This window comes from Alcanivorax sp. (genome assembly GCF_002726155.1).
Taxonomy (GTDB): domain Bacteria; phylum Pseudomonadota; class Gammaproteobacteria; order Pseudomonadales; family Alcanivoracaceae; genus Alcanivorax.
Window position 1 is genome coordinate 61,038 of the sequence record NZ_PBSH01000032.1, and the last position, 19,505, is coordinate 80,542.

Below are 19,505 nucleotides of genomic sequence, written 5' to 3' on the forward strand. Positions count from 1 at the left end.
CCTTAAGTCAGCCATCACTATCACGCCATGCCCCGCTATACCGCCATTCCTGTCCGGATTCCCTCCCTACTTCTGGTCTTAACCAGCTTGGCAGCCTGCAGCCTGGTGCCCGCCGAGCGGCAATCCCCTCAACCTGACATTACCGAAGTACCGCTGGAACTTCCGCCCCAGCAATCCCTGATCCTAGACAGCCTGCTCGCCCAGAAAGAAGACTGGCAGGGCGTGCCTTATCAATACGGCGGCCTCAGCCCCAAAGGTGTGGATTGCTCCGGCTTTGTCTACCTCACCTTCCTCTCGCAGCTGAACATGAAAGTCCCCCGTACCACCTCCGCCCTGATGCAGGAAGGCGAACCCGTGGCCCGCAACGAACTGGAAGTCGGCGACCTGGTGTTCTTCAAAACCGGACCGGGCAATCGCCACGTGGGAATTTACATGGGTGGGGATGAATTTATGCATGCATCGGTGAGTAGCGGTGTCATGCAATCGTCGCTCAACAACCCCTATTGGAGACAGCGCTACTGGAAGGCCAGGCGGCTGGTGAATCGGTAGCGCACGTTCGGTCTTACTCTTAAGAAATTTCCCGGATCCCCCGCGTCTCCCGAAATCACAGCACCAAGGCGAAACCCGCTAGAAAAGCGGGCGATCTTTGTCTCCAAGAAAACTCCAGCCCCGGCCTCTTCGTTAATCGAATCCCAGCCCGTTTTCATCTACGCGTAAGTTTGATATGTAGGATATGGCTTACATGAATTTGTAAGTGGTTGAGTTAGGGTTGGTTTTTGAGCGGGGCGGGGTTCACATTAGGGATGCAATCGGCAAGACTTGATCTAAGTCTTTCATTGTCGAGTTGTTAGTCGGGGATACGTTTTAAAAGGAAGGATTATGAAGTTGGTTATAAAAACAGTCATCACCGCGTTATCAATGTCATTTTTTTTGGGGTGCACTATCGCCACGCCGGTTGTGTCCAGCGGAAAATATGAGGGGATGGCTAATGATGACCCTGCCATGAGCAAAATCTACGTATATAGAGATCAGGCGTTTGCTGGTGGGACTAATCAATATGATGTGATGGTAAATGGTGTCCTGTCCGGGTCATTGCCTAACGGTTCATTCTTCGAAACTGAGGTTGAGCCCGGCGATACCAAAGTTGAGCCAAGAACATTGACCTCCTTTGGGTTTGGTAAAGGTGTTTCCAGCATGACCGACCCCGGAGGGATTTACTGTTTCAAGCTAACGTTGAATTTCTGTCTTCAGTGTAAAAGTGCTGACATAGATAAAATTGACACTGAACAATGCGAAAGCGAGATACAGAATCTTAAGAAAGTTGAGTTGAAGTGAATAAAAGGGTTGAGGGGCTAAATAGCTTAAGGTCTTACGTTGTGTGTCAAGGTGCACGATGCAAGACCTGACCCCAATCCTCACAATCCTCGCTCAAAGGCATATTCCTGCCGAATCCACCCTTCATACCGGTCGTGCAGGTTTGGGGTCGGGTCTTGCATCGTGCACTTGAGCTCAAGACTCAATACCTTCCTTCAGTACTTGATCCGAAAAAAAGGATATAAATAATGCGTGTCTGCATAGTGTTGGTATTTAAATGATAAAAGGTTTTCCTGTAGGGCTATTGGTGATAGCTGTTGGGATGATTTCCCAGATGGGTTTCTTGTTGAATGCCGATGTCATTGAGGGGCAGTATTTAACTCTAATTGGCATCGTTTTTGGCTTATCTGCAGGTTTGTTATTTATTGTTTATCGAAGATGGCGACTCTTTAGGAAAATACATGTTTTCCATAATTCAAATAAGTTGCCTTGGTACAAGAAACCGCCTAACCACTACATGGTATTCGCTTTATGCATATTGGGAGGAATGGTCTCAGTAACGTTAATCAACAATATGTCCGATACCGGGGATCAAAGAGTTGAGATTTATAATGTCACCGGAATAGGCGAGCAGAGGGTGCGCTATGAGGTTTTCAAGTATTTACGGCTAAGCAATGGGTTAAAGACGATCACATATCGGCCCGGGGATAACCAAAATTTCACTCTTGGTGAAGAGGTTGAGGTTACGATCGAAAAAGGGCTGCTTGGCTTTTCACAGGTTCTTGATGCTAAGCCAACAAGACGACAATGGTAAAAGTGAGGGTAAGATCGCCCATTTCCCAAAGCGTGTAACAATCAGCCCTCTGAAAGCTTCCCCAAAGCCTGACTAAGATTATCCCGCGCTGACGCTTCCAGCCGCTCGCTCAGCTCGGATGTATGATAAATTGCATCCTGCTCCAGAAAACTCCGCAACACCGCACTCCGCCCTTTCCGAAACGCTTCCTCCGGCACAAAGTTATATTCCAGCCGAATCCACTCTTCATACCGGTCGTACAATTCCGAATCCGCCCCAAGGATACTCAGGTCGATATCCTGCAGCAGTGCCATGTCGCCATCTGTCGGTGGGTGCGGGTGGATGGTGGCGAGAATGAGAGTGTGTACTCGATCGCGCTGTGCGTCAGTCAGGGAGCTGTCGGCAAACTGCTGGGTAAACCAGTCGGCGCTGCGGGCTTCATTATCGCTGGCACGGGGATCGTAGATGATATCGTGAGCCCACAGGGCCAGTTCCAGGCAGATCGGGTCTTCGACGATGTGGTGGTATTGGTCTAGCCAGTTCAGGCAGGCGGCCACGTGATCCAGGGTGTGATAGTGGCGATGGGGCTCGCTGTAGTGGGAGGCGAGTTGTTGCCAGGTGACATCTGGCTCGGGCAGAAGCGGGGCGGCAGTGGTGTGCCATCGCTGTTGCAGTACGGATACGGTGGTCATCCAGTTTTCTCAAATCGTCTGGTGAGGGGATCTACTGTATCAGGAGGGTGAGTTGTCAGCCTGCCTAGATTGGTGCCGTCTGAATCTCAGTATTCTTCTAGCGTCTCAGCATGGCGATTCCCCGTAGAGTGAGTCGAGGAACGGAATAATCTGAAGGCGTAGAGCAAAAAACCTGTCTGAGCGGAGCGAGTCTTTTTGCGTCCTTCAGATTATGAGTACCGGAGTGTGCCTGCGGAGCAGGCCGAACGGTCCGGGGCGCGGGGGAGTCCAGAGGGGTGTCGCGCAGCACCCCTTTGGGCCTGTCCGGCGAGGACACGCACTTTTATAGGAGCGATGACGTGGCAGGTTAGTCGTGAATCATCCGGGTGGATGCCACCTTCACTTCTAGCACTGCCGAAATGGATGCTGTTGTTGCCGATGGCATTTTCCTCGCTGTCGCTCGGTTCGCGGCTCAAGCGCCGCTCCTACGGGGGTAGGTCGCTACCCCGCTTGCTCCAGCGGCGTCCCCTCTTCATCCACAAAGCGCACATCCCGCACGGTGAGCACTGTCCCCTGCTGGTTTTGAACCACTACCGGTGCCAACGGCTCGCCACTCTGGCCGTCCACCAGTTGCATGGCGTCTTTTTCGCCGTTCCAGCGTTCGCTCCACTGACGCAGGGCGGTGACCACGGTAAACAGATCCCGGCCCTTGTCGGTGAGGCGGTATTCGTAGCGCTTGCCGTGCTCGCCCACGTCCACACGCACCATCACGCCGTTATCCACCAGCCGCGACAGGCGGTTGCAGAGGATGTTCTTGGCGATGCCCAGGCTGTGCTGGAAATCCACAAAGCGGCGGGTGCCCAGCATGGCCTGCTTGACCACCAGCAGGGACCACCAGTCACCGACCTCATTGAGGGCGCAGGCCACCGAGCAGCCCATGTCGTCGAAGCGTTTACGTGTCATGGCGGCAGTATAGATCAGAATGGTTGCATTAAGAAACTAAATAAGGTTTTATTACGCAACCAAATTGAATTGATCGCCCGTGAGGGCAGATGCGCTGATTCTGTTGGTTATTGAGCGAGTGCTGCTGAAAGGGCCATTGCGAGGGTGGTTGCCATTGCTGGCCCCTTTTTTGTTACCCCGAATGCTCAAGCCGAGCCTGTATCTGGCTCGGCCTGGAGAGTGAATAGATAAGACTGATTAGGAGAGCCTCATGAGTAGTTCCCTGGATAGCCTGCTGCGTCCTTTTGAACACAAATCCCTGAAAATGCGTAACCGGGTGGCCATGGCGCCCATGACCCGTACGTTTTCTCCGGGGTATGTGCCCAACGATCAGGTGGTGGGGTATTACCAGCGCCGTGCTGAGGGTGAGGTGGGCCTGATCATCACCGAAGGCACCTTTGTCGGCCACAAGGCCGCCAACGGTTACGAGCGGGTGCCGGCCATTTATGGCGATGAAGCTATGGCGGGCTGGAAGAAGGTGGTGGATGCGGTGCACGCTGCTGGCGGCCAGATCATCCCACAGTTGTGGCATGTGGGCTCGGTGCGCAAACCCGGCATTGGTCCGGACAAGGACGTGCCTGCCTATTCGCCTTCTGGCCTGTTCAAGCCCGGCAAGGAAAACGGCGAGGCCATGAGCAAAGCGGATATCCAGGATGTGGTGCGTGCTTTTGCCGAGTCCGCCAAGGCCGCTAAAGAGGTAGGTTTTGATGGCGTGGAGATTCACGGTGCCCACGGTTACCTGCTCGATCAGTTCTTCTGGGAAGGCACCAACCAGCGTGATGACGAATACGGTGGCTCCATCGAGAACCGTGCCCGCATTGGCATCGAGATCGTGAAAGCGGTGCGCGAAGCCGTGGGCGAAGACTTTGCCATCGTGCTGCGCTTCTCACAGTGGAAGCAGCAGGATTACGAGGCCAAGCTGGCCCAGAACCCGGAAGAGCTGGAACGTTTCCTGATGCCCTTCGTGGACGCGGGTGTGGATGTGTTTCATGCTTCCACCCGCCGTTTCTGGCTGCCGGAATTCGAAGGCTCTGACCTGAACCTGGCGGGCTGGACCAAGAAGATTACCGGCAAACCGGTGATTTCCGTGGGCAGCGTGGGCCTGGACGGGGACTTCCTCAACAGCCCGGACGGCATGGGCGGCACCGCCAACCCGGCAGGGCTGGATGAGCTGGAGCGCCGCATGGACAGCGACGAGTTCGACATGATCGCCGTGGGCCGTGCGCTGCTGCAGGACCCGAACTGGCTGGTGAAGATGCGCGAAGGCAAGGAAGACGAGATCGCGCCGTTTACCAAGGCGGCGTTGGGGAATCTGAGCTGACAGCTGCTAGCGACTGGCTGCGAGTAAAAGAACGCGATCCGGGGTTTGCCGGGTCGGATAGGAAAGAGGCCGCGTCCACTGGTTGGGTGCGGCCTTTTCGTTGGCGGAGGGGGCTGTGGAAGCGGTGGTTACACCGCGAAAAAACACCGCGCCACGGCTATCGCGGTCGGACGACCGCTCCCACAGTGGGAGGTGTGGTTTGGCTTTTCTACGGAGCCGCTGTAGGAGTGCCTCTCGAGGCGCGAACCGAGCGACAGCGAGGAAGGGGCCATCAAATACATCACGACTATCTATCTGTGGCACCATCATCGAATGCGGAGGTGGCTTGATCGTCCTTCGGACGATTCCGCGTTTGCACGCGGTTCGCGCCTCGAGAGGCACTCCTACAGCGGCTTTGTAGATGGCGGGGCGAACATTAAGAGGCCGCGCTCGGAATCCGGGCGCGGCCTCTTTGGTTTCAGTTGAACGACGGCGTCAGTCCGCGTTTCAACTTTGAACTTTAAACTTTCAACTCTCTTCGCCCTGATCTTCCAGCGACTGGTTGATGGCCAGCGCCAGCAGGGTGCAGATCACGCCGGACAGCAGATATACCGTGACTGACATAAGCCCGAACTTGGCGGACAGACCCAGGGCGACCAGCGGCGCGAAGGCGGCGCCGAACAGCCAGGCGAAGTCAGAGGTGAGGGCGGCGCCGGTGTAGCGGAAGCGCGGCGCGAAGTTGGCCGTCACCGTGCCGGAGGCCTGGCCATAGGACACTCCGAGCAGGGCAAAGCCGAGCAGGATGAAGGTGTCCTGCATGACCGGGCTGCCGCCCATCAGCAGAGGGGTGAGCAGGCTGAAGACGCCGATCATGGCGGCCAGGGCGCCCACGGTGGTGCGCTTGCCGATGCGGGCGGCGATCCAGCCGGAGCCGATGGTGGCCATGATGCCCACGAAGCCCCCCAGCACCTGTACGGTCAGCACTTCGGCGGTGGTCTGGCTGCCCTGGAAGGCGATCCAGGAGAGCGGGAAGATGGTCACCACATGGAACAGCGCATAGCTGGCCAGGGCGGCGAAGGAACCAATGAAAATATTGTGGCCTTCTTCGCGCACCATCTCGCTGGTGCGGATGGGTTCCAGCTCACTTTCCTGCATGGCTTCGGTGTATTCCTCACCGAGCACCAGGCGCAGGCGCGCAAACAGGGCAACCACGTTGATGGCGAACGCCACGAAGAACGGGTAACGCCAGCCCCAGCCCTGGAAGTCTGCGGCGCTCAGGCTGTTGTAGAGGTACAGGAACAGGGCGCTGGCAATCACAAAGCCCAGGGGCGCGCCCAGCTGGCCGATCATGGTGTACCAGCTGCGGCTTTCCTTGGGGGCGTTCAGGGCCAGCAATGAAGGCAGGCCATCCCAGGAGCCACCAAAGGCGATTCCCTGCATGACCCGGAACAGGGCCAGCAGAGCGATGGCGTGGCCGCCAAGTTTTTCATAGCCGGGCAGGAAGGCGATGCCTGCGGTGGCGGTGCCCAGCAGGAACAAGGCGGCGGTGAGCTTGATGCTGCGGCCCCACTGGCGCTGAATCCACATGAACAGGGCGGTGCCAAAGGGCCGCGCTACAAACGCCAGAGCAAACAGCATGAAAGAATAGAGCATGCCCTGCAGCTGGCCGGTAAAGGGGAAAAACAGCTGCGGGAAGATCAGTACGGAGGCGATGCCGTAGACAAAGAAGTCGAAATACTCGGAGGTACGCCCGATGACCACGCCTACGGCGATCTCGTTGGGGGCCACGGAAGCGTGGCTTTTTTCGTTTGGCATGGAAGCCGGATAGGTCTGAGACATGTTGTGCGCTCTTCACCAGAGTTGTTGTTTGTGCCTTGATGTCCATCAAGTATGGTTAGGACTTTAAGCCTATGGGACAAAATGTCCAATACCGGCTGCCCATGCCCTTGGATAGAGTCCCGTGTACTCAAAAGCCAACCAGAAGATTCGCCAATGCAATTATTCAAATACTTGCGTGGAGCGTCGTTGACGTTGCTTGTTGCCGCCCTGCTGTCGGGCTGTGACGCAGTCGTGATGTCCCCCTCTGGTGACGTGGCCGTGCAACAGCGGGATTTGCTCGTCTGGGCAACCGTACTCATGTTGCTGGTCATTGTGCCGGTGATCGTGCTGACGTTTTGGTTTGCCTGGCATTACCGGGAAACCAACACCGAGGCCAACTACAAGCCCGACTGGACCCATTCCACCGTGCTGGAACTGGTGATCTGGTCTGTTCCGCTGATGATTATCATCGCGCTGGGGGCCATGACCTGGGTAAGTACCCACAAGCTGGATCCATACCGTCCGCTGGACCGTATTGATGCGCAGACCCCGGTACCGGTAGGCCTGGAGCCGCTCACCGTGGAAGTGGTGGCGCTGGACTGGAAGTGGCTGTTTATCTACCCGGAGCAGGGGATCGCCACCGTCAATGAGCTGGCGGCGCCGGTGAATCACCCGATTCGCTTCAAGATCACCGCCTCTACCATGATGAATTCCTTCTTCATTCCGGCCATGGCCGGGCAGATCTATGCCATGGCGGGTATGGAAACCAAGCTGCATGGGGTGATCAACGAGCCGGGTGTCTACAAGGGCTTTTCTGCCAACTACAGTGGCGCCGGTTACTCGCAGATGAAATTCGATTTCCACGGACTTAGCGAAGAAGACTTCGCCAGCTGGGTTGAGGAAGTGAAGGCCAGCGACGGGAACCTGAGCCGTGACGAATACCTGCAACTGGCAGAGCCGAGCATTGATGACCCGGTGAGCTATTACGGCCAGGTAGACCCGACGCTTTACTACGGCATTTTCAATCGCTGCGTGGAACCGGGCCAGGTCTGTATGGAAGACATGATGTACCACGGCGGCATGGACAAGCACGCCGGTCATCACGGCGATGCCAAGGCTGAGCATGCCGATCATCAAGATCATGCCGGCCATCAGTCTCATGGAGGCCACCATGAATAATCCTCTCCTGATCGCAAACGCAGTAGGTGCCGCCCATGTTTGAGAACCTGGACCTGACCAAGCTGATCTTTGGTCGCCTTACCTGGGACGCGATTCCCTTCCATGATCCGATCATCCTCGGCACCTTTGCCGTGGTGGCGCTGGGTGGCATTGCGCTGCTTGCCGCGCTGACCCGCTACAAGCTGTGGGGCTATCTGTGGAACGAGTGGTTCACCACAATCGACCACAAGAAAATCGGCATCATGTACATCATTCTTGGCCTGGTGATGCTGCTGCGTGGCTTCGCCGATGCCATCATGATGCGCCTGCATCAGGCCATGGCCTTTGGCGACGCCACCGGCTACCTGCCGCCGCATCACTACGACCAGATCTTCACCGCCCATGGCGTGATCATGATCTTCTTCGTGGCCATGCCGCTGGTGACGGGGATCATGAACTACCTGATTCCGTTGCAGATCGGTACCCGCGATGTGGCCTTCCCGTTCCTGAACAATTTCAGTTTCTGGATGACCACCGGCGGCGCCGTGTTGATGATGGTGTCCCTGTTTATTGGTGAGTTCGCCAAGACCGGCTGGCTGGCCTACCCGCCTTTATCGGGGATATTGCAAAGTCCCGGTGTCGGGGTGGATTACTACATCTGGGCGTTGCAGATCGCCGGGGTGGGGACGCTGTTGTCGGGGGTTAACCTGTTGGTGACCATCGTCAAGATGCGCGCACCGGGCATGAGCCTGATGAAGATGCCGGTGTTCACTTGGACCTCTCTGTGCACCAACATTCTCATTGTGGCGGCATTCCCGGTACTGACGGCGGTGCTGGCCATGCTGTCCATGGACCGTTACCTGGATACGGCTTTCTTCACCAACGATCTGGGCGGTAACGCCATGATGTACGTGAACCTGATCTGGATCTGGGGCCACCCCGAGGTGTACATCCTGATCCTGCCGGTGTTCGGTATCTTCTCCGAGATCGTGGCCACCTATAGCCGCAAGCCGCTGTTTGGCTACACCTCTATGGTTTACGCCACCGTGGTGATTACCGTGTTGTCCTACCTGGTATGGCTGCACCATTTCTTCACCATGGGATCGGGGGCCAGCGTGAACTCGTTCTTCGGGATCACCACCATGATTATCTCGATCCCCACGGGGGCGAAGATCTTCAACTGGTTGTTTACCATGTTCCGGGGCCGCATCAAGTTCGATGTGCCCATGCTGTGGACCATGGGCTTCATGGTCACCTTCGTGATCGGTGGTATGACCGGTGTGTTGCTGGCGGTGCCGCCGGTGGACTTCGTGCTGCATAACAGCCTGTTCCTGATTGCGCATTTCCATAACGTGATCATCGGCGGCGTGCTGTTCGGTCTGTTCGCCGGTATTACCTACTGGTTCCCGAAGGCCACCGGTTACAAGCTGGATGAGTTCTGGGGCAAGATGTCCTTCTGGTTCTGGCTGATCGGTTTCTACTTCGCGTTCATGCCTCTGTACGTGCTGGGCCTGATGGGCGTGACCCGTCGCGTCAGCCACTTCGAGGATCAGTCCCTGCAGATCTGGTTCCAGATTGCTGCCTTTGGTGCGGTACTGATTGCGGTGGGCATTGCCGCCTTCATCATTCAGCTGGTGGTGAGCTTCATGCGCCGCGAGTCCTTGAAGGATGAAACCGGTGATCCGTGGGATGGCCGTACCCTGGAGTGGTCCACATCCTCTCCGCCGCCGCCGTACAACTTTGCCTTCACGCCACGCGTCCACGAGCTGGATGCCTGGTGGCAGATGAAGCAGCACGGTTTCCAGCGCCCTGAATCCGGCTTTATTCCGATTCACATGCCCAAGGGTACCTGGGCGGGCATCGTGCTCTCCGGTATCAGTGTGGTGATTGGTTTTGCTCTGATCTGGCACATGTGGTTGCTGGCGGGTGTGTCCTTTGTGGCGCTGATCGGCACAGCTATCTATCACACCTTCAATTACGACCGTGATTACTACATTCCGGCGGAAGAAGTAGAACGGATTGAAGCAGAACGTACACGGGTGCTTGCCAATGTCTGAAAATACCATGACTGCTGACGCGAACAGCACGCAGGACGGCCAGCTGGAGTTTCTGGTGAAGGGGGATCATCACCCCCAGAACGGGACCCTGCTGGGTTTCTGGATTTACCTGATGAGCGACTGTCTGATCTTCGCTTGTCTGTTTGCCACTTACGGGGTGCTTGGCCGCAGTTATGCGGGCGGGCCCACCGGCATGGAATTGTTCGATCTGAGCTTGATCGCCATCAACACCTCGTTGCTGTTGGTGTCGTCCATCACCTATGGCTTCGCCATGCTGCAGATGCAGGCCAACAAGGTGAAAGGGACCATGTTCTGGCTGGCCGTTACCGGCTTGCTTGGGCTGGGCTTTTTGAGCCTGGAACTGTATGAATTCCATCATTTGATTCATGTGGGCGCGGGCCCGCAGACCAGTGGCTTCTGGACGGCCTTCTTCGCTCTGGTGGGTACCCACGGTCTGCACGTGTTCTTCGGTATCGTGTGGCTGGTGACCTTGTTGTTCCAGTTGAAAAAGCACGGCCTGATCCCGGAAAACAAGCGCCGGGTATTCTGCCTTTCCATGTTCTGGCACTTCCTGGACGTGGTTTGGGTTGGCGTGTTCACTTACGTTTATCTGATGGGAGTGCTGCCATGAGCGAGCATACACACGATCATGATCATCACGATGCGGACATTCCCCACGTTTCCCTGAAGGAATACCTGACGGGGTTCGTGCTGGCGGTGATCCTGACGGTGATTCCGTTCTGGTTGGTGATGGGCGATGTATTCGAAAGCTCTACCACCACGGTGATGGTGATCCTGGGCTTTGCGCTGGTACAGATTGTGGTGCACATGGTGTTCTTCCTGCACATGAACTTCCATTCGGAAGGGGGCTGGAACATGCTGGCGCTGATTTTCACGCTGATTCTGGTATTCATCACACTCGCGGGTTCCCTGTGGGTGATGCATAACCTGAACGTGAACATGATGCCGGGGATGATGGATTAAGAAGCGCAGTACGCTTCACGCAACATGCAACACGCATAAGGAGATCGGCGTTGCCGGTCTCCTCCCTTCCTTCCTCCACGTTTGAAGAGGCATGACCATGGCTCGTCGACGTATTCTCTCTGTCCTGTTCTTGCTGTTGACTGCGGTGGCCTTTGCCGGCTTTGTGGCGTTGGGTGTCTGGCAGGTGAAGCGGCTGGCCTGGAAGGAGGATCTGATTGCTCGCGTGGACGCTCGGGTGCACGCCCAGGCGGTGGCGGCGCCGCCGCAACCTGACTGGCCCTCTGTCAGTGAAGACAGTCATGAGTACCTCCATGTCAGTGTGAGCGGCCAGTATCGGCCCGAGGCCGTTGCGCTGGTTTCAGCGGCGACGCAAGCGGGGCAGGGCTATTGGGTGATGGCGCCGTTGCAGCGTGCCGACGGCAGCTGGGTCTATGTGAACCAGGGGTTTGTGCCCCAGGAGAAACGGGGTGCGGCCCAGTCGGGCGAATATACGCCGACAGAGCCAGTCACCGTCACCGGGCTGCTGCGCCTGAGCCATCCCGGTGGCGGTGTGTTCCGGGACAATGTGCCAGCGGAAAACCGCTGGTATTCCCGTGATGTGCAAGCCATGGCTGAGCGCCAGGGGCTGTCGCCGGTGGCGCCGTATTTCGTGGATGTGCAGGCCACAGTCAGTGAACTGCCGGTGGGCGGGCTTACCGTCATCCAGTTCCGCAATAACCACCTCGTCTATGCCATCACCTGGTTCGCCCTTGCCTTTGGCATGTTGTTGGCGGCCTGGCTGGTACTGCGGGATTCACGCCGAACGCGTTAGTGTAGGTCGCCGCTGATTGTGTGACTTATGTCGAGTGCATTTTTTCACCAATCAAGGCGCTTTTCTGCAGGCATAGTGGGTCTACGTCAAAGAAAAGCAACACTGAGTGGCGGAAAAAGGCGCCGTCATAAGTTGCATTATTAGTGGCGACCTACACTAAACTGGGGTTATGGAAACCATGTCGTCGTCCTCACCCTCCAAGGGCTCCTTGTCTGGGTCGCTGTTTTCTGCGCTGCGCCGCAGCAGCGATGACCTGACTGGCCGCAAGAACCTGCAGCTACTGATTCAGCTGCGCTGGATTGCCATGTTCGGCCAGTTCGCCACCATTCTGGTGGTCAACTACGGTTTTGGTATCAAGCTGCCTGTGTCACAAATGCTGGTGGTGTTGTTTGGCCTGCTGTTGCTCAACGCAGTCAGCGTGCTGCGCCTGAGACTGCCGAAGCCGATTGGTAATACCGAGCTGTTCCTGTCCCTGCTGATCGATGTGGCCACACTCACCATGCTGTTGGCGCTCAGTGGCGGTGCCTCCAATCCGTTCGTGTTCCTGTATCTGTTGCAGGTGATTCTGGGGGCGGTGTTGCTGGAGGTCTGGTCTACCTGGGTCATTCTGATTACCACCACCCTGTGTTTTGGCTGGCTGGCCTGGTACGGCCATCCGCTACCCATGCCACTGGATCACTCCGAGGGGCTGTTCAGTCTCTACATCGAAGGGATGATGATCTGCTTTGTGCTCAATGGTGGTTTGCTGGTGATCTTTATCAATCGCATTACCCGCAACCGCCGGCAACGCGATGAGCACCTGGCGGAGTTGCGCCAGCGGGCGGCGGAAGAAGAGCACATTGTGCGCATGGGGCTGCTGGCCTCCGGCGCAGCCCATGAGCTGGGTACGCCGCTGGCGACCCTGTCGGTGATTCTGGGGGACTGGAAACACATGGAACCGTTCAAGACCGACGGGGACATGGCTCAGGAAATTGCGGAAATGCAGACACAGGTATTGCGTTGCAAGTCCATTGTCAGCGGTATTCTGTTATCGGCGGGCGAGGCTCGCGGGGAATCGTCGGAGGAAACCTCGGTACGCGAGTTCCTCGATGATCTGGTCGACGAGTGGCGTGAAACCCGGCCGGTGAAGGGCTTTGTCTATAGCAATGATTTTGGTGAGGATCTGAGCATCGTGTCGGACTCTGCACTCAGGCAGAGTATTCACAACGTATTGGATAATGCCTTGGAGGCCTCTCCCCATTGGGTGAGCCTGGAAGTGCACCGCGAAGAAGAAACCTTGTTGGTGTCCGTGACAGATCGAGGGCCGGGTTTTCCGCAGTCGATGCTCGATAATCTGGGGCGGCCTTACCAGTCCAGCAAGGGGCGGCCGGGCAGCGGTCTTGGATTGTTTCTGGTGATGAATGTACTGCGTACATTAGGTGGCAACCTGAGGGCGAGTAACTCGCCAGAGGGGGGCGCCCTGGTGACCCTGTCTCTGCCGCTGTCCGTGGTCGCGCTGGAGCAGGAAAAAGGAGGAGCCAACGGTGTCTGATGAACAGAAGTCTGAAAGGCTGCTACTGATTGTCGAAGATGATGAAGCCTTTGCCCGTACCCTGACCCGTTCGTTTGAACGGCGTGGTTATCGGGTGATTCATGCGGATAGTCTGGAATCGATGCAGGTTCTGCTGGAAAGCCATGAGCCCGGTTTTGCCGTGGTCGATCTGAAGCTCAAGGGGGATTCGTCCGGGCTGGCCTGTGTGCAGACCCTACATGAGCACGATGAAGACATGCTGATCGTGGTGCTGACCGGTTACGCCAGCATCGCCACTGCCGTGGAAGCGGTGAAGTTGGGGGCGTGTCATTACCTGGCCAAACCATCCAACACCGATGACATAGAAGATGCCTTCAACCGCGCGGAAGGTAATACTGACGTGTCTCTTACCGCCCGGGCCACCGATTTGAAAACCCTGGAGTGGGAACGCATCCACGAAACCCTGGCAGAAACCGGGTTTAATATCTCCGAAACCGCCCGGCGCCTGGGGATGCACCGCCGCACCCTGGCCCGCAAGCTGGAAAAGCAGCGGGTGAAGTAGCCCTTCCCGTAGGAGCGTCGCTGGCGGCGCGATCCCATAAGGTCGTTAGCGCGCCGCCAGCGACGCTCCTACAAGAACAGGGTGGTCTGTCGAAAAGCGGCTATGACATTCGACTAGTCAGGGAAAGCTAATTTCATTCTAAGGAGAGATGCCATGTCCAAGATTCGTCTGAACCCCTATCTGAATTTTCCGGGCACCTGCCGTGAGGCGTTCGCGTTCTACGCCGACTGCCTGGGCGCGGATATCGTATTCCAGCTGACCATGGGCGAGTCGCCCATGGCGGACGAGGTGCCAAAGGAATCCCATCACCATATCTGTCATGTTTGTCTGCAGGGTGATGGGATTGTGCTGATGGGGTCTGATTGCCCGCCAGAGTATTTTGAAAAAGCCCAGGGGACCACGCTGAGTGTGCAGGCTGATAGTGTGAAAGAGGCGGAAACCCTGTTTGCGGCGCTGGCGGAAGGGGGCGAAATTAAAATGCCCATGGAAGAAACGCCCTGGGCGGAACGCTTTGGGATGTGTAACGACCGCTTCGGCATTCCCTGGATGGTGAATTTTGATGGCAGCAAGGCCGCTTACGAAACTTGAGGCCAGGCCTTGCCTGTCAGTGCAATTCTTCCGGCGGCGGCGTGTAACGGTGGGGCGGTAATTCTACCCGTTGGGTGATGCCGCCCTGCACCACGGTGCGCCCTTCGTAACGCTCTCCACCGGTGACGGTGAATTCAAACCGGTAAATGCGGGTAATGCGGCGTTTGCCGTGGTGGTCTTTGCTCAGGGTCAGCTTTTCCAGGCCCACACTCTCATCCAGAAATTCCAGTTGTTCTCGCTCGCAAAAGCGCCGGGTAGCCACCAGCGCCCGCTCGCGAATGCCGTGGGAACGCCAGAACAGGGCGCCGATGACGATCAGCACCGTGACCAGCAAGATATCGGAAAGATCCAGATTCACCGACGGGCTCCCGGCAAGCCGCCAAACAGGGCGAGCCACTGTGCCTCTGTCAGCCCGTTGAGGGTGTCAATGTTGCGTTCGGGAATCTGCTCCGGATTCGGGTAACTGGCCAGGCCCTTGTCCAGGCTGGCTTCGCGCAGGATATGCAGAATCGGGTAGGGCGCCCGGTTGGTGTAGTTTTCCCGGTCGTCCACGGCGGTGTCGGCAAACTGGTACGCGGGATGGAAGCTGGCGATCTGGTAGGTGCCTTCCCAGCCCTGTTGCTCCAGCAGACCATCGGCCAAGTCCAGCACATCGTTGTAATCGAGGAAGTCTTCCAGTTGATCGGTAATGATCAGCAGGGTGGTGTCGATTTCGTCTGCCGGGGTGCGATCCATGCGGTCGAGTTCTTCGTGCAGGTCACCCAGCAGGGTTTCCACATTACGGCTGTCGCTGACGGTGAGCCGTACCTGGCCGGCGTTGAAGGGTTTGCGGGCAAACGGGCAAAGGTTCAGGCCGATGACCACGTCTTCGAGCCATTGGTGAGTCTGCTGGATAGGGTCCGTCATTTCCTTGTCGTTCATTCGAGCCAGGTTTCCTGGATTAAGGTTGCGCAGGGCGAGGCCGGCGTGAGCCGAATTTTGCCCTACAGGGTTTCAGTCACATGGGTGTCAATGTGATCGCCTACGCGAATTACGCCACTGGAGAGGATTTCACAGCGCAGGCCGCCCCGGCCCAGCAGGGCCTTGATGACCTGCGGCGGGGTCAGATCGCCGGCCAGCAGGAGCCCTACCACGGAGCAAGGCTCACACAGCTCTATGCCGCGCAGGCGGATGTTGCCGAGCAAAAACTCCCGGCCTTCCAGGGCGTTGAGATCGACGCCTTCGGTCAGCACGTTACGGCGCAGGGTGTGCGGCTCGACCTGCTGCTTGTGCTCGCGGTTATAGGTGGCGATGGCCTCGGATTCGATCAGGGTAATTTGTTCTTCCGGTTTGGCGTTGCGGCGGTAATGGCGGTCGCCAACGATGCCGCAGCCGGCGCGCAGCTGCACGGCTGGTTGGCTTTCCACCGGGCCGCGAGACTGGCTGGCGGTGTAGAGGGCGAGGATTTTCATGGAGCTCCCGGATGGATGCCTAATGCCTGGGGCCAAAGTGCGAGTACATCAAAGAGGCCAGTCTAGCAGTTTCCTCCGGGTTTTCAGCGTCTGGCGTCTGGCGTTTTCATTAGCTAGAATTACCGCAACGACGATGATTGAGAAAGGACGTCCCTTGGACTGTGCCCTGATCGACAATCCGCTTTTCCTCCCCGCACCCGCCAGCTGGCGATGGTGATGCTCCCCCTGTGTCTGCACTGACACGTCTTTTTGTTCGTTTTCCTCTACAATTATTGCTCTTGATCGCGGTCCGCCCGAGAGTCGGGCCGTAGCGAAATGCTAAGGACAATCATGTCACCACAAGAATTGGATCAATTTGCCCGGCAGGGCTATACCCGTGTGCCGGTGGTTCGCGAGGTGCTGGCGGATCTGGATACCCCGTTGTCGGCCTATCGCAAACTGGCGTCAGGCCCTTACACCTACCTGTTTGAATCGGTGCAGGGTGGCGAGCGCTGGGGGCGTTATTCGATTATCGGCCTGCCAGCCACGGAGGTGGTGCGGATTACCGGGCAGCATGTGCAGGTGGATGGCCCCGACGGGCGTCAGCAGCAGGACGTGGCTGACCCCATTGCCTGGGTCGAGACGTATCGGCAAGCCTATCGCAGCCCGGACCTGCCCAATTTGCCCCGTTTCAACGGTGGCCTGGTGGGGTACTTCGGTTATGACAGCGTGCGTTTTTTCGAGCCACGCCTGGGCCCGGCGCCCGGGGAGGACGTGCTGGGTGTGCCCGATATCCTGCTGATGCGGTCCGAGGAAGTGGTGGTCTTCGATAACCTGCGCGGTGCGCTTTTCCTGGTGGTGCATGTGGACCCGAAGGAAGAGGGGGTGTTGATGCGTGCCGAGCAGCGCCTCGATGCGTTGGAGGCCCAGCTGCGTTCCCCGCTGCCGGAGCCGGAGCACACGGTGTACGGCGAACCGGTGGACGAGAACGATTTCCACAATGAATTTCCGGAAGCGGCGTTCAAGGCCGGTGTGGAAACCATTCGCGAGTACATTCTGGCGGGCGACGTGATGCAGGTTGTGCCCTCCCAGCGCATGAGCTGCCCGTTCCAGGCGCCGGCGCTGGATCTGTACCGCGCCCTGCGTTACCTGAATCCGTCCCCTTATATGTTTTATCTGGATCTGGACGATTTCCATATTGCCGGGTCGTCGCCGGAAATTCTGGCCCGCGCTGAGCAAGGGCGCATCACCGTGCGGCCCTTGGCCGGCACGCGCAAACGCGGTGCCAATGAGGCAGAAGACCAGGCACTGGAGAAAGACTTGTTGGCGGACCCCAAGGAAATCGCCGAGCACCTGATGCTGATCGATCTGGGGCGCAACGACATCGGTCGGGTCTCCAAGGCGGGCAAGGTGGACGTTTCCGACAAAATGGTAGTGGAGCGCTACTCCCACGTGATGCATATCGTATCCAACGTGGAAGGCGAGCTGCGTGAAGAGCTGGGGCCGCTGGATGTGCTGCGGGCGACCTTCCCGGCTGGCACCCTGAGCGGAGCCTCCAAGATTCGCGCCATGGAAATCATTGACGAGCTGGAGCCTACCAAGCGCGGCGTCTATGGTGGCGCGGTTGGCTATATTGGCTTCAACGGTGACATGGATACGGCGATCGCCATCCGTACCGCCGTGATCAAGGACCAGCGTCTGTACGTGCAGGCCGGGGCCGGCATCGTTGCCGATTCTGTGCCGCAATCCGAATGGGACGAGACCATGAACAAGGCCCGGGCCGTGTTCCGGGCGGTGAACATGGCATTGGGTGGTCTCAACCTGGCAGACGGAGGGCAGCGATAATGCGCGTGCTGATGATCGATAATTACGACAGCTTTACCTACAACCTGGTGCAGTATCTGCAGGAGCTGGGGGCCGAGGTGCTGGTGCATCGCAACGACCAGATTGGCCTGGAAGAGATTGAAGCCTTGAACCCGGATCGCCTGATGATCTCTCCCGGCCCTTGTACGCCCAATGAGGCGGGTATCTCCATCGCTGCTATCAAGCACTTTGCCGGCAAACTGCCAATTCTGGGCGTGTGTCTGGGGCACCAGAGCATTGGCCAAGCGTTTGGTGGCCAGGTGGTGCGGGCCCGGCAGGTGATGCACGGTAAAACCTCGCCGATATACCACAGCGGCAAAGGCGTGTTTCGGCATTTGCCATCGCCCTATACCGCCACCCGCTACCACTCGCTGGTCGTCGAAAAAGACAGTTTGCCGGACTGCCTGGAAATGACCGCGTGGACCTTGAAAGACGATGGCAGTGTGGATGAGGTTATGGGGATGCGTCACAAGACCCTGCCCATTGAAGGGGTTCAGTATCATCCTGAATCCATACTGAGTGAGCACGGTCATGCCCTGCTTGAGAATTTTTTGAAGCACGATGAGCAGGGGGATGCGGCATGAATATTCAGGAAGCGCTGGCCAAGGTGGTCGATCAGATTGACCTGAGCATTGAGGAAATGCGCGATGTGATGAGCCAGGTGATGACCGGTGGTGCCACGGATGCACAAATAGGTGCGCTGATGATGGGTCTGCGGATGAAAAGTGAATCCCTGGACGAAATCACCGGCGCGGCCATGGTGATGCGTGAGCTGGTCACCGGGGTGAGTGTGGAAAACCGCCAGTATCTGGTCGATATCGTTGGTACCGGTGGTGATGGCGCGAACTTGTTTAATGTCTCCACGGCCAGCAGTTTTGTGGCCGCTGCCGCCGGTGCGCACGTGGCCAAACATGGCGGGCGCTCGGTCAGCTCCCAGAGTGGCTCGGCGGACCTGTTGGAAGCGGCAGGTATTGCACTGGACCTGAACCCGGCGCAGATTGGCAAGTGTGTCGATAGCGTAGGCGTGGGGTTCATGTTTGCGCCGAATCACCATAAGGCCATGAAATACGCCGTAGGGCCGCGCAAGGAGCTGGGTATGCGCACCCTGTTCAATATTCTTGGCCCGATGACCAACCCGGCCGGCGTGCAGCGCCTGGTCATGGGGGTGTTCTCGGAAAAGCTTTGTCGCCCCCTGGCGGAAGTGATGGGGCGCCTGGGTGGAGAGCACATCATGGTGGTGCACAGCAAGGATGGTCTGGATGAGATCAGCCTGGCGGCGCGCACCCATGTGGCGGAATTCAAGGACGGTGAAGTCCAGGAGTACGACCTGACACCGGAAGATCTGGGGCTGGAATCCGATTCTCTGGTGGGCCTGGATGTGACCGACCCGGCGGCGTCCCTGGCGCTGATCAAGGACGCGTTCAGCAAGCGCACCACGGAAGCGGCCAACAAGGCGGCGGACATGATCGCCCTTAACGCTGGCGCAGCCATTTATGTCAGCGGTGTTACCCGGACTCACAAAGAGGGGGTACGCATGGCCGAAGACCTGATCCACAATGGAGAGGCGGCAGAGCGTATGCGCGAGCTGGCTCAGTTCAGCACCGCCCTCAAGGTTGGCGACGAATCAGCATAAGGAGCGAGGTT

21 protein-coding genes are annotated in these 19,505 nt (G+C 57.6%); 15 read left to right on the top strand and 6 right to left on the bottom strand.

Annotated features, from left to right (window positions below):
- The first annotated feature begins 87 nt into the window (after nucleotides 1-87).
- The 3 genes from CL546_RS10115 (at nucleotide 88) to CL546_RS10125 (ending at nucleotide 2,128) form a co-directional block, all read left to right on the top strand.
- Nucleotides 88-549 carry an NlpC/P60 family protein gene (locus CL546_RS10115; RefSeq protein ID WP_290494648.1) on the top strand — a complete coding sequence of 154 codons (462 nt, stop codon included), beginning with the start codon at nucleotides 88-90 and terminating at the stop codon, nucleotides 547-549.
- A gap of 330 nt (nucleotides 550-879) precedes the next feature.
- Nucleotides 880-1,335 (top strand): DUF2846 domain-containing protein, encoded by a 456-nt coding sequence (locus CL546_RS10120; RefSeq protein WP_290494649.1) that lies wholly within the window; start codon nucleotides 880-882, stop codon nucleotides 1,333-1,335.
- A gap of 256 nt (nucleotides 1,336-1,591) precedes the next feature.
- Nucleotides 1,592-2,128 (top strand): hypothetical protein, encoded by a 537-nt coding sequence (locus CL546_RS10125; RefSeq protein WP_290494651.1) that lies wholly within the window; start codon nucleotides 1,592-1,594, stop codon nucleotides 2,126-2,128.
- A 41-nt stretch (nucleotides 2,129-2,169) separates the two neighbouring features.
- On the opposite strand, the gene CL546_RS10130 is transcribed toward CL546_RS10125, so the two are convergent.
- Together CL546_RS10130 and CL546_RS10135 are read right to left on the bottom strand one after the other, a co-directional pair.
- A complete protein-coding gene (locus CL546_RS10130; RefSeq protein WP_290494653.1) occupies nucleotides 2,170-2,799 on the bottom strand; it encodes an HD domain-containing protein in 630 nt (209 codons plus the stop codon).
- Between the two features lie 480 nt (nucleotides 2,800-3,279).
- Nucleotides 3,280-3,741 carry a winged helix-turn-helix transcriptional regulator gene (locus tag CL546_RS10135; RefSeq protein WP_290494655.1) on the bottom strand — a complete coding sequence of 154 codons (462 nt, stop codon included), beginning with the start codon at nucleotides 3,739-3,741 and terminating at the stop codon, nucleotides 3,280-3,282.
- Between the two features lie 250 nt (nucleotides 3,742-3,991).
- On the opposite strand from CL546_RS10135, the gene CL546_RS10140 reads away from it, so the two are divergent.
- Nucleotides 3,992-5,101: an NADH:flavin oxidoreductase gene (locus CL546_RS10140; protein WP_290494657.1), complete on the top strand. Its 1,110-nt coding sequence runs from the start codon at nucleotides 3,992-3,994 to the stop codon at nucleotides 5,099-5,101.
- 507 nt (nucleotides 5,102-5,608) lie between these two features.
- Here the strand turns inward: CL546_RS10140 and CL546_RS10145 are convergent.
- Nucleotides 5,609-6,919: an MFS transporter gene (locus CL546_RS10145; RefSeq protein ID WP_290494659.1), complete on the bottom strand. Its 1,311-nt coding sequence runs from the start codon at nucleotides 6,917-6,919 to the stop codon at nucleotides 5,609-5,611.
- A gap of 153 nt (nucleotides 6,920-7,072) precedes the next feature.
- Between CL546_RS10145 and cyoA the strand changes: the two genes are divergently transcribed.
- The 8 genes from cyoA to CL546_RS10185 all read left to right on the top strand — a co-directional run bounded on the left by cyoA (nucleotide 7,073) and on the right by CL546_RS10185 (nucleotide 14,568).
- Nucleotides 7,073-8,077, top strand: a complete 1,005-nt coding sequence (gene cyoA, locus CL546_RS10150; protein ID WP_290494661.1) for a ubiquinol oxidase subunit II — start codon at nucleotides 7,073-7,075, stop codon at nucleotides 8,075-8,077.
- 35 nt (nucleotides 8,078-8,112) lie between these two features.
- Entirely contained in the window at nucleotides 8,113-10,113 is a 2,001-nt protein-coding gene (cyoB, locus tag CL546_RS10155; protein ID WP_290494663.1) for a cytochrome o ubiquinol oxidase subunit I, read from the top strand.
- Between the two features lie 7 nt (nucleotides 10,114-10,120).
- Nucleotides 10,121-10,744 carry a cytochrome o ubiquinol oxidase subunit III gene (cyoC, locus tag CL546_RS10160; RefSeq protein WP_290494665.1) on the top strand — a complete coding sequence of 208 codons (624 nt, stop codon included), beginning with the start codon at nucleotides 10,121-10,123 and terminating at the stop codon, nucleotides 10,742-10,744.
- Nucleotides 10,741-11,097 carry a cytochrome o ubiquinol oxidase subunit IV gene (gene cyoD / locus CL546_RS10165; RefSeq protein WP_290494667.1) on the top strand — a complete coding sequence of 119 codons (357 nt, stop codon included), beginning with the start codon at nucleotides 10,741-10,743 and terminating at the stop codon, nucleotides 11,095-11,097. Before cyoC ends, cyoD begins: the two co-directional genes overlap by 4 nt.
- A 97-nt stretch (nucleotides 11,098-11,194) precedes the next feature.
- Entirely contained in the window at nucleotides 11,195-11,908 is a 714-nt protein-coding gene (locus CL546_RS10170; protein ID WP_290494669.1) for an SURF1 family protein, read from the top strand.
- A gap of 178 nt (nucleotides 11,909-12,086) precedes the next feature.
- Entirely contained in the window at nucleotides 12,087-13,439 is a 1,353-nt protein-coding gene (locus CL546_RS10175; RefSeq protein ID WP_290494671.1) for an ATP-binding protein, read from the top strand.
- Nucleotides 13,432-13,980, top strand: coding sequence for a response regulator transcription factor (locus CL546_RS10180; protein WP_290494672.1), 549 nt, complete (start codon nucleotides 13,432-13,434; stop codon nucleotides 13,978-13,980). Before CL546_RS10175 ends, CL546_RS10180 begins: the two co-directional genes overlap by 8 nt.
- A 153-nt stretch (nucleotides 13,981-14,133) precedes the next feature.
- On the top strand, nucleotides 14,134-14,568 hold the full coding sequence (locus CL546_RS10185) for a VOC family protein (RefSeq protein ID WP_063519874.1): 435 nt from the start codon (nucleotides 14,134-14,136) through the stop codon (nucleotides 14,566-14,568).
- Between the two features lie 16 nt (nucleotides 14,569-14,584).
- Here CL546_RS10185 and CL546_RS10190 read toward each other — a convergent pair whose 3' ends face one another.
- From CL546_RS10190 to CL546_RS10200, 3 genes are all read right to left on the bottom strand, one after another.
- Nucleotides 14,585-14,926 carry a DUF3301 domain-containing protein gene (locus tag CL546_RS10190; RefSeq protein ID WP_063519132.1) on the bottom strand — a complete coding sequence of 114 codons (342 nt, stop codon included), beginning with the start codon at nucleotides 14,924-14,926 and terminating at the stop codon, nucleotides 14,585-14,587.
- Complete coding sequence (locus CL546_RS10195) at nucleotides 14,923-15,489, bottom strand: DUF1415 domain-containing protein (RefSeq protein ID WP_290494676.1); 567 nt, start codon at nucleotides 15,487-15,489, stop codon at nucleotides 14,923-14,925. Before CL546_RS10195 ends, CL546_RS10190 begins: the two co-directional genes overlap by 4 nt.
- Before the next feature lie 62 nt (nucleotides 15,490-15,551).
- Nucleotides 15,552-16,019, bottom strand: a complete 468-nt coding sequence (locus tag CL546_RS10200) for an MOSC domain-containing protein (RefSeq protein ID WP_290494678.1) — start codon at nucleotides 16,017-16,019, stop codon at nucleotides 15,552-15,554.
- Nucleotides 16,020-16,349: 330 nt separating this feature from the next.
- Here CL546_RS10200 and trpE point away from each other — a divergent pair, with 330 nt between their 5' ends.
- The 3 genes from trpE to trpD are packed head-to-tail and all read left to right on the top strand — an operon-like array spanning nucleotide 16,350 to nucleotide 19,494.
- Complete coding sequence (trpE, locus tag CL546_RS10205) at nucleotides 16,350-17,843, top strand: anthranilate synthase component I (protein ID WP_290494680.1); 1,494 nt, start codon at nucleotides 16,350-16,352, stop codon at nucleotides 17,841-17,843.
- Nucleotides 17,843-18,445: an anthranilate synthase component II gene (locus tag CL546_RS10210; RefSeq protein ID WP_063519136.1), complete on the top strand. Its 603-nt coding sequence runs from the start codon at nucleotides 17,843-17,845 to the stop codon at nucleotides 18,443-18,445. Before trpE ends, CL546_RS10210 begins: the two co-directional genes overlap by 1 nt.
- Complete coding sequence (trpD, locus tag CL546_RS10215; RefSeq protein WP_063538916.1) at nucleotides 18,442-19,494, top strand: anthranilate phosphoribosyltransferase; 1,053 nt, start codon at nucleotides 18,442-18,444, stop codon at nucleotides 19,492-19,494. Before CL546_RS10210 ends, trpD begins: the two co-directional genes overlap by 4 nt.
- Nucleotides 19,495-19,505 lie beyond the last annotated feature (11 nt).

Excerpts from the sequence above, each read along its gene's own strand:
- trpE (WP_290494680.1), top strand. The coding sequence starts at position 16,350 with ATGTCACCACAAGAATTGGATCAATTTGCCCGGCAGGGCTATACCCGT.
- CL546_RS10120 (WP_290494649.1), top strand. The coding sequence starts at position 880 with ATGAAGTTGGTTATAAAAACAGTCATCACCGCGTTATCAATGTCATTT.
- trpD (WP_063538916.1), top strand. The coding sequence starts at position 18,442 with ATGAATATTCAGGAAGCGCTGGCCAAGGTGGTCGATCAGATTGACCTG.
- CL546_RS10145 (WP_290494659.1), bottom strand. The coding sequence starts at position 6,919 with ATGTCTCAGACCTATCCGGCTTCCATGCCAAACGAAAAAAGCCACGCT.
- CL546_RS10185 (WP_063519874.1), top strand. The coding sequence starts at position 14,134 with ATGTCCAAGATTCGTCTGAACCCCTATCTGAATTTTCCGGGCACCTGC.
- cyoB (WP_290494663.1), top strand. The coding sequence starts at position 8,113 with ATGTTTGAGAACCTGGACCTGACCAAGCTGATCTTTGGTCGCCTTACC.
- CL546_RS10135 (WP_290494655.1), bottom strand. The coding sequence starts at position 3,741 with ATGACACGTAAACGCTTCGACGACATGGGCTGCTCGGTGGCCTGCGCC.
- CL546_RS10200 (WP_290494678.1), bottom strand. The coding sequence starts at position 16,019 with ATGAAAATCCTCGCCCTCTACACCGCCAGCCAGTCTCGCGGCCCGGTG.
- cyoD (WP_290494667.1), top strand. The coding sequence starts at position 10,741 with ATGAGCGAGCATACACACGATCATGATCATCACGATGCGGACATTCCC.
- cyoA (WP_290494661.1), top strand. The coding sequence starts at position 7,073 with ATGCAATTATTCAAATACTTGCGTGGAGCGTCGTTGACGTTGCTTGTT.
- CL546_RS10130 (WP_290494653.1), bottom strand. The coding sequence starts at position 2,799 with ATGACCACCGTATCCGTACTGCAACAGCGATGGCACACCACTGCCGCC.
- CL546_RS10170 (WP_290494669.1), top strand. The coding sequence starts at position 11,195 with ATGGCTCGTCGACGTATTCTCTCTGTCCTGTTCTTGCTGTTGACTGCG.
- cyoC (WP_290494665.1), top strand. The coding sequence starts at position 10,121 with ATGACTGCTGACGCGAACAGCACGCAGGACGGCCAGCTGGAGTTTCTG.
- CL546_RS10175 (WP_290494671.1), top strand. The coding sequence starts at position 12,087 with ATGTCGTCGTCCTCACCCTCCAAGGGCTCCTTGTCTGGGTCGCTGTTT.
- CL546_RS10140 (WP_290494657.1), top strand. The coding sequence starts at position 3,992 with ATGAGTAGTTCCCTGGATAGCCTGCTGCGTCCTTTTGAACACAAATCC.
- CL546_RS10210 (WP_063519136.1), top strand. The coding sequence starts at position 17,843 with ATGCGCGTGCTGATGATCGATAATTACGACAGCTTTACCTACAACCTG.
- CL546_RS10125 (WP_290494651.1), top strand. The coding sequence starts at position 1,592 with ATGATAAAAGGTTTTCCTGTAGGGCTATTGGTGATAGCTGTTGGGATG.
- CL546_RS10195 (WP_290494676.1), bottom strand. The coding sequence starts at position 15,489 with ATGAACGACAAGGAAATGACGGACCCTATCCAGCAGACTCACCAATGG.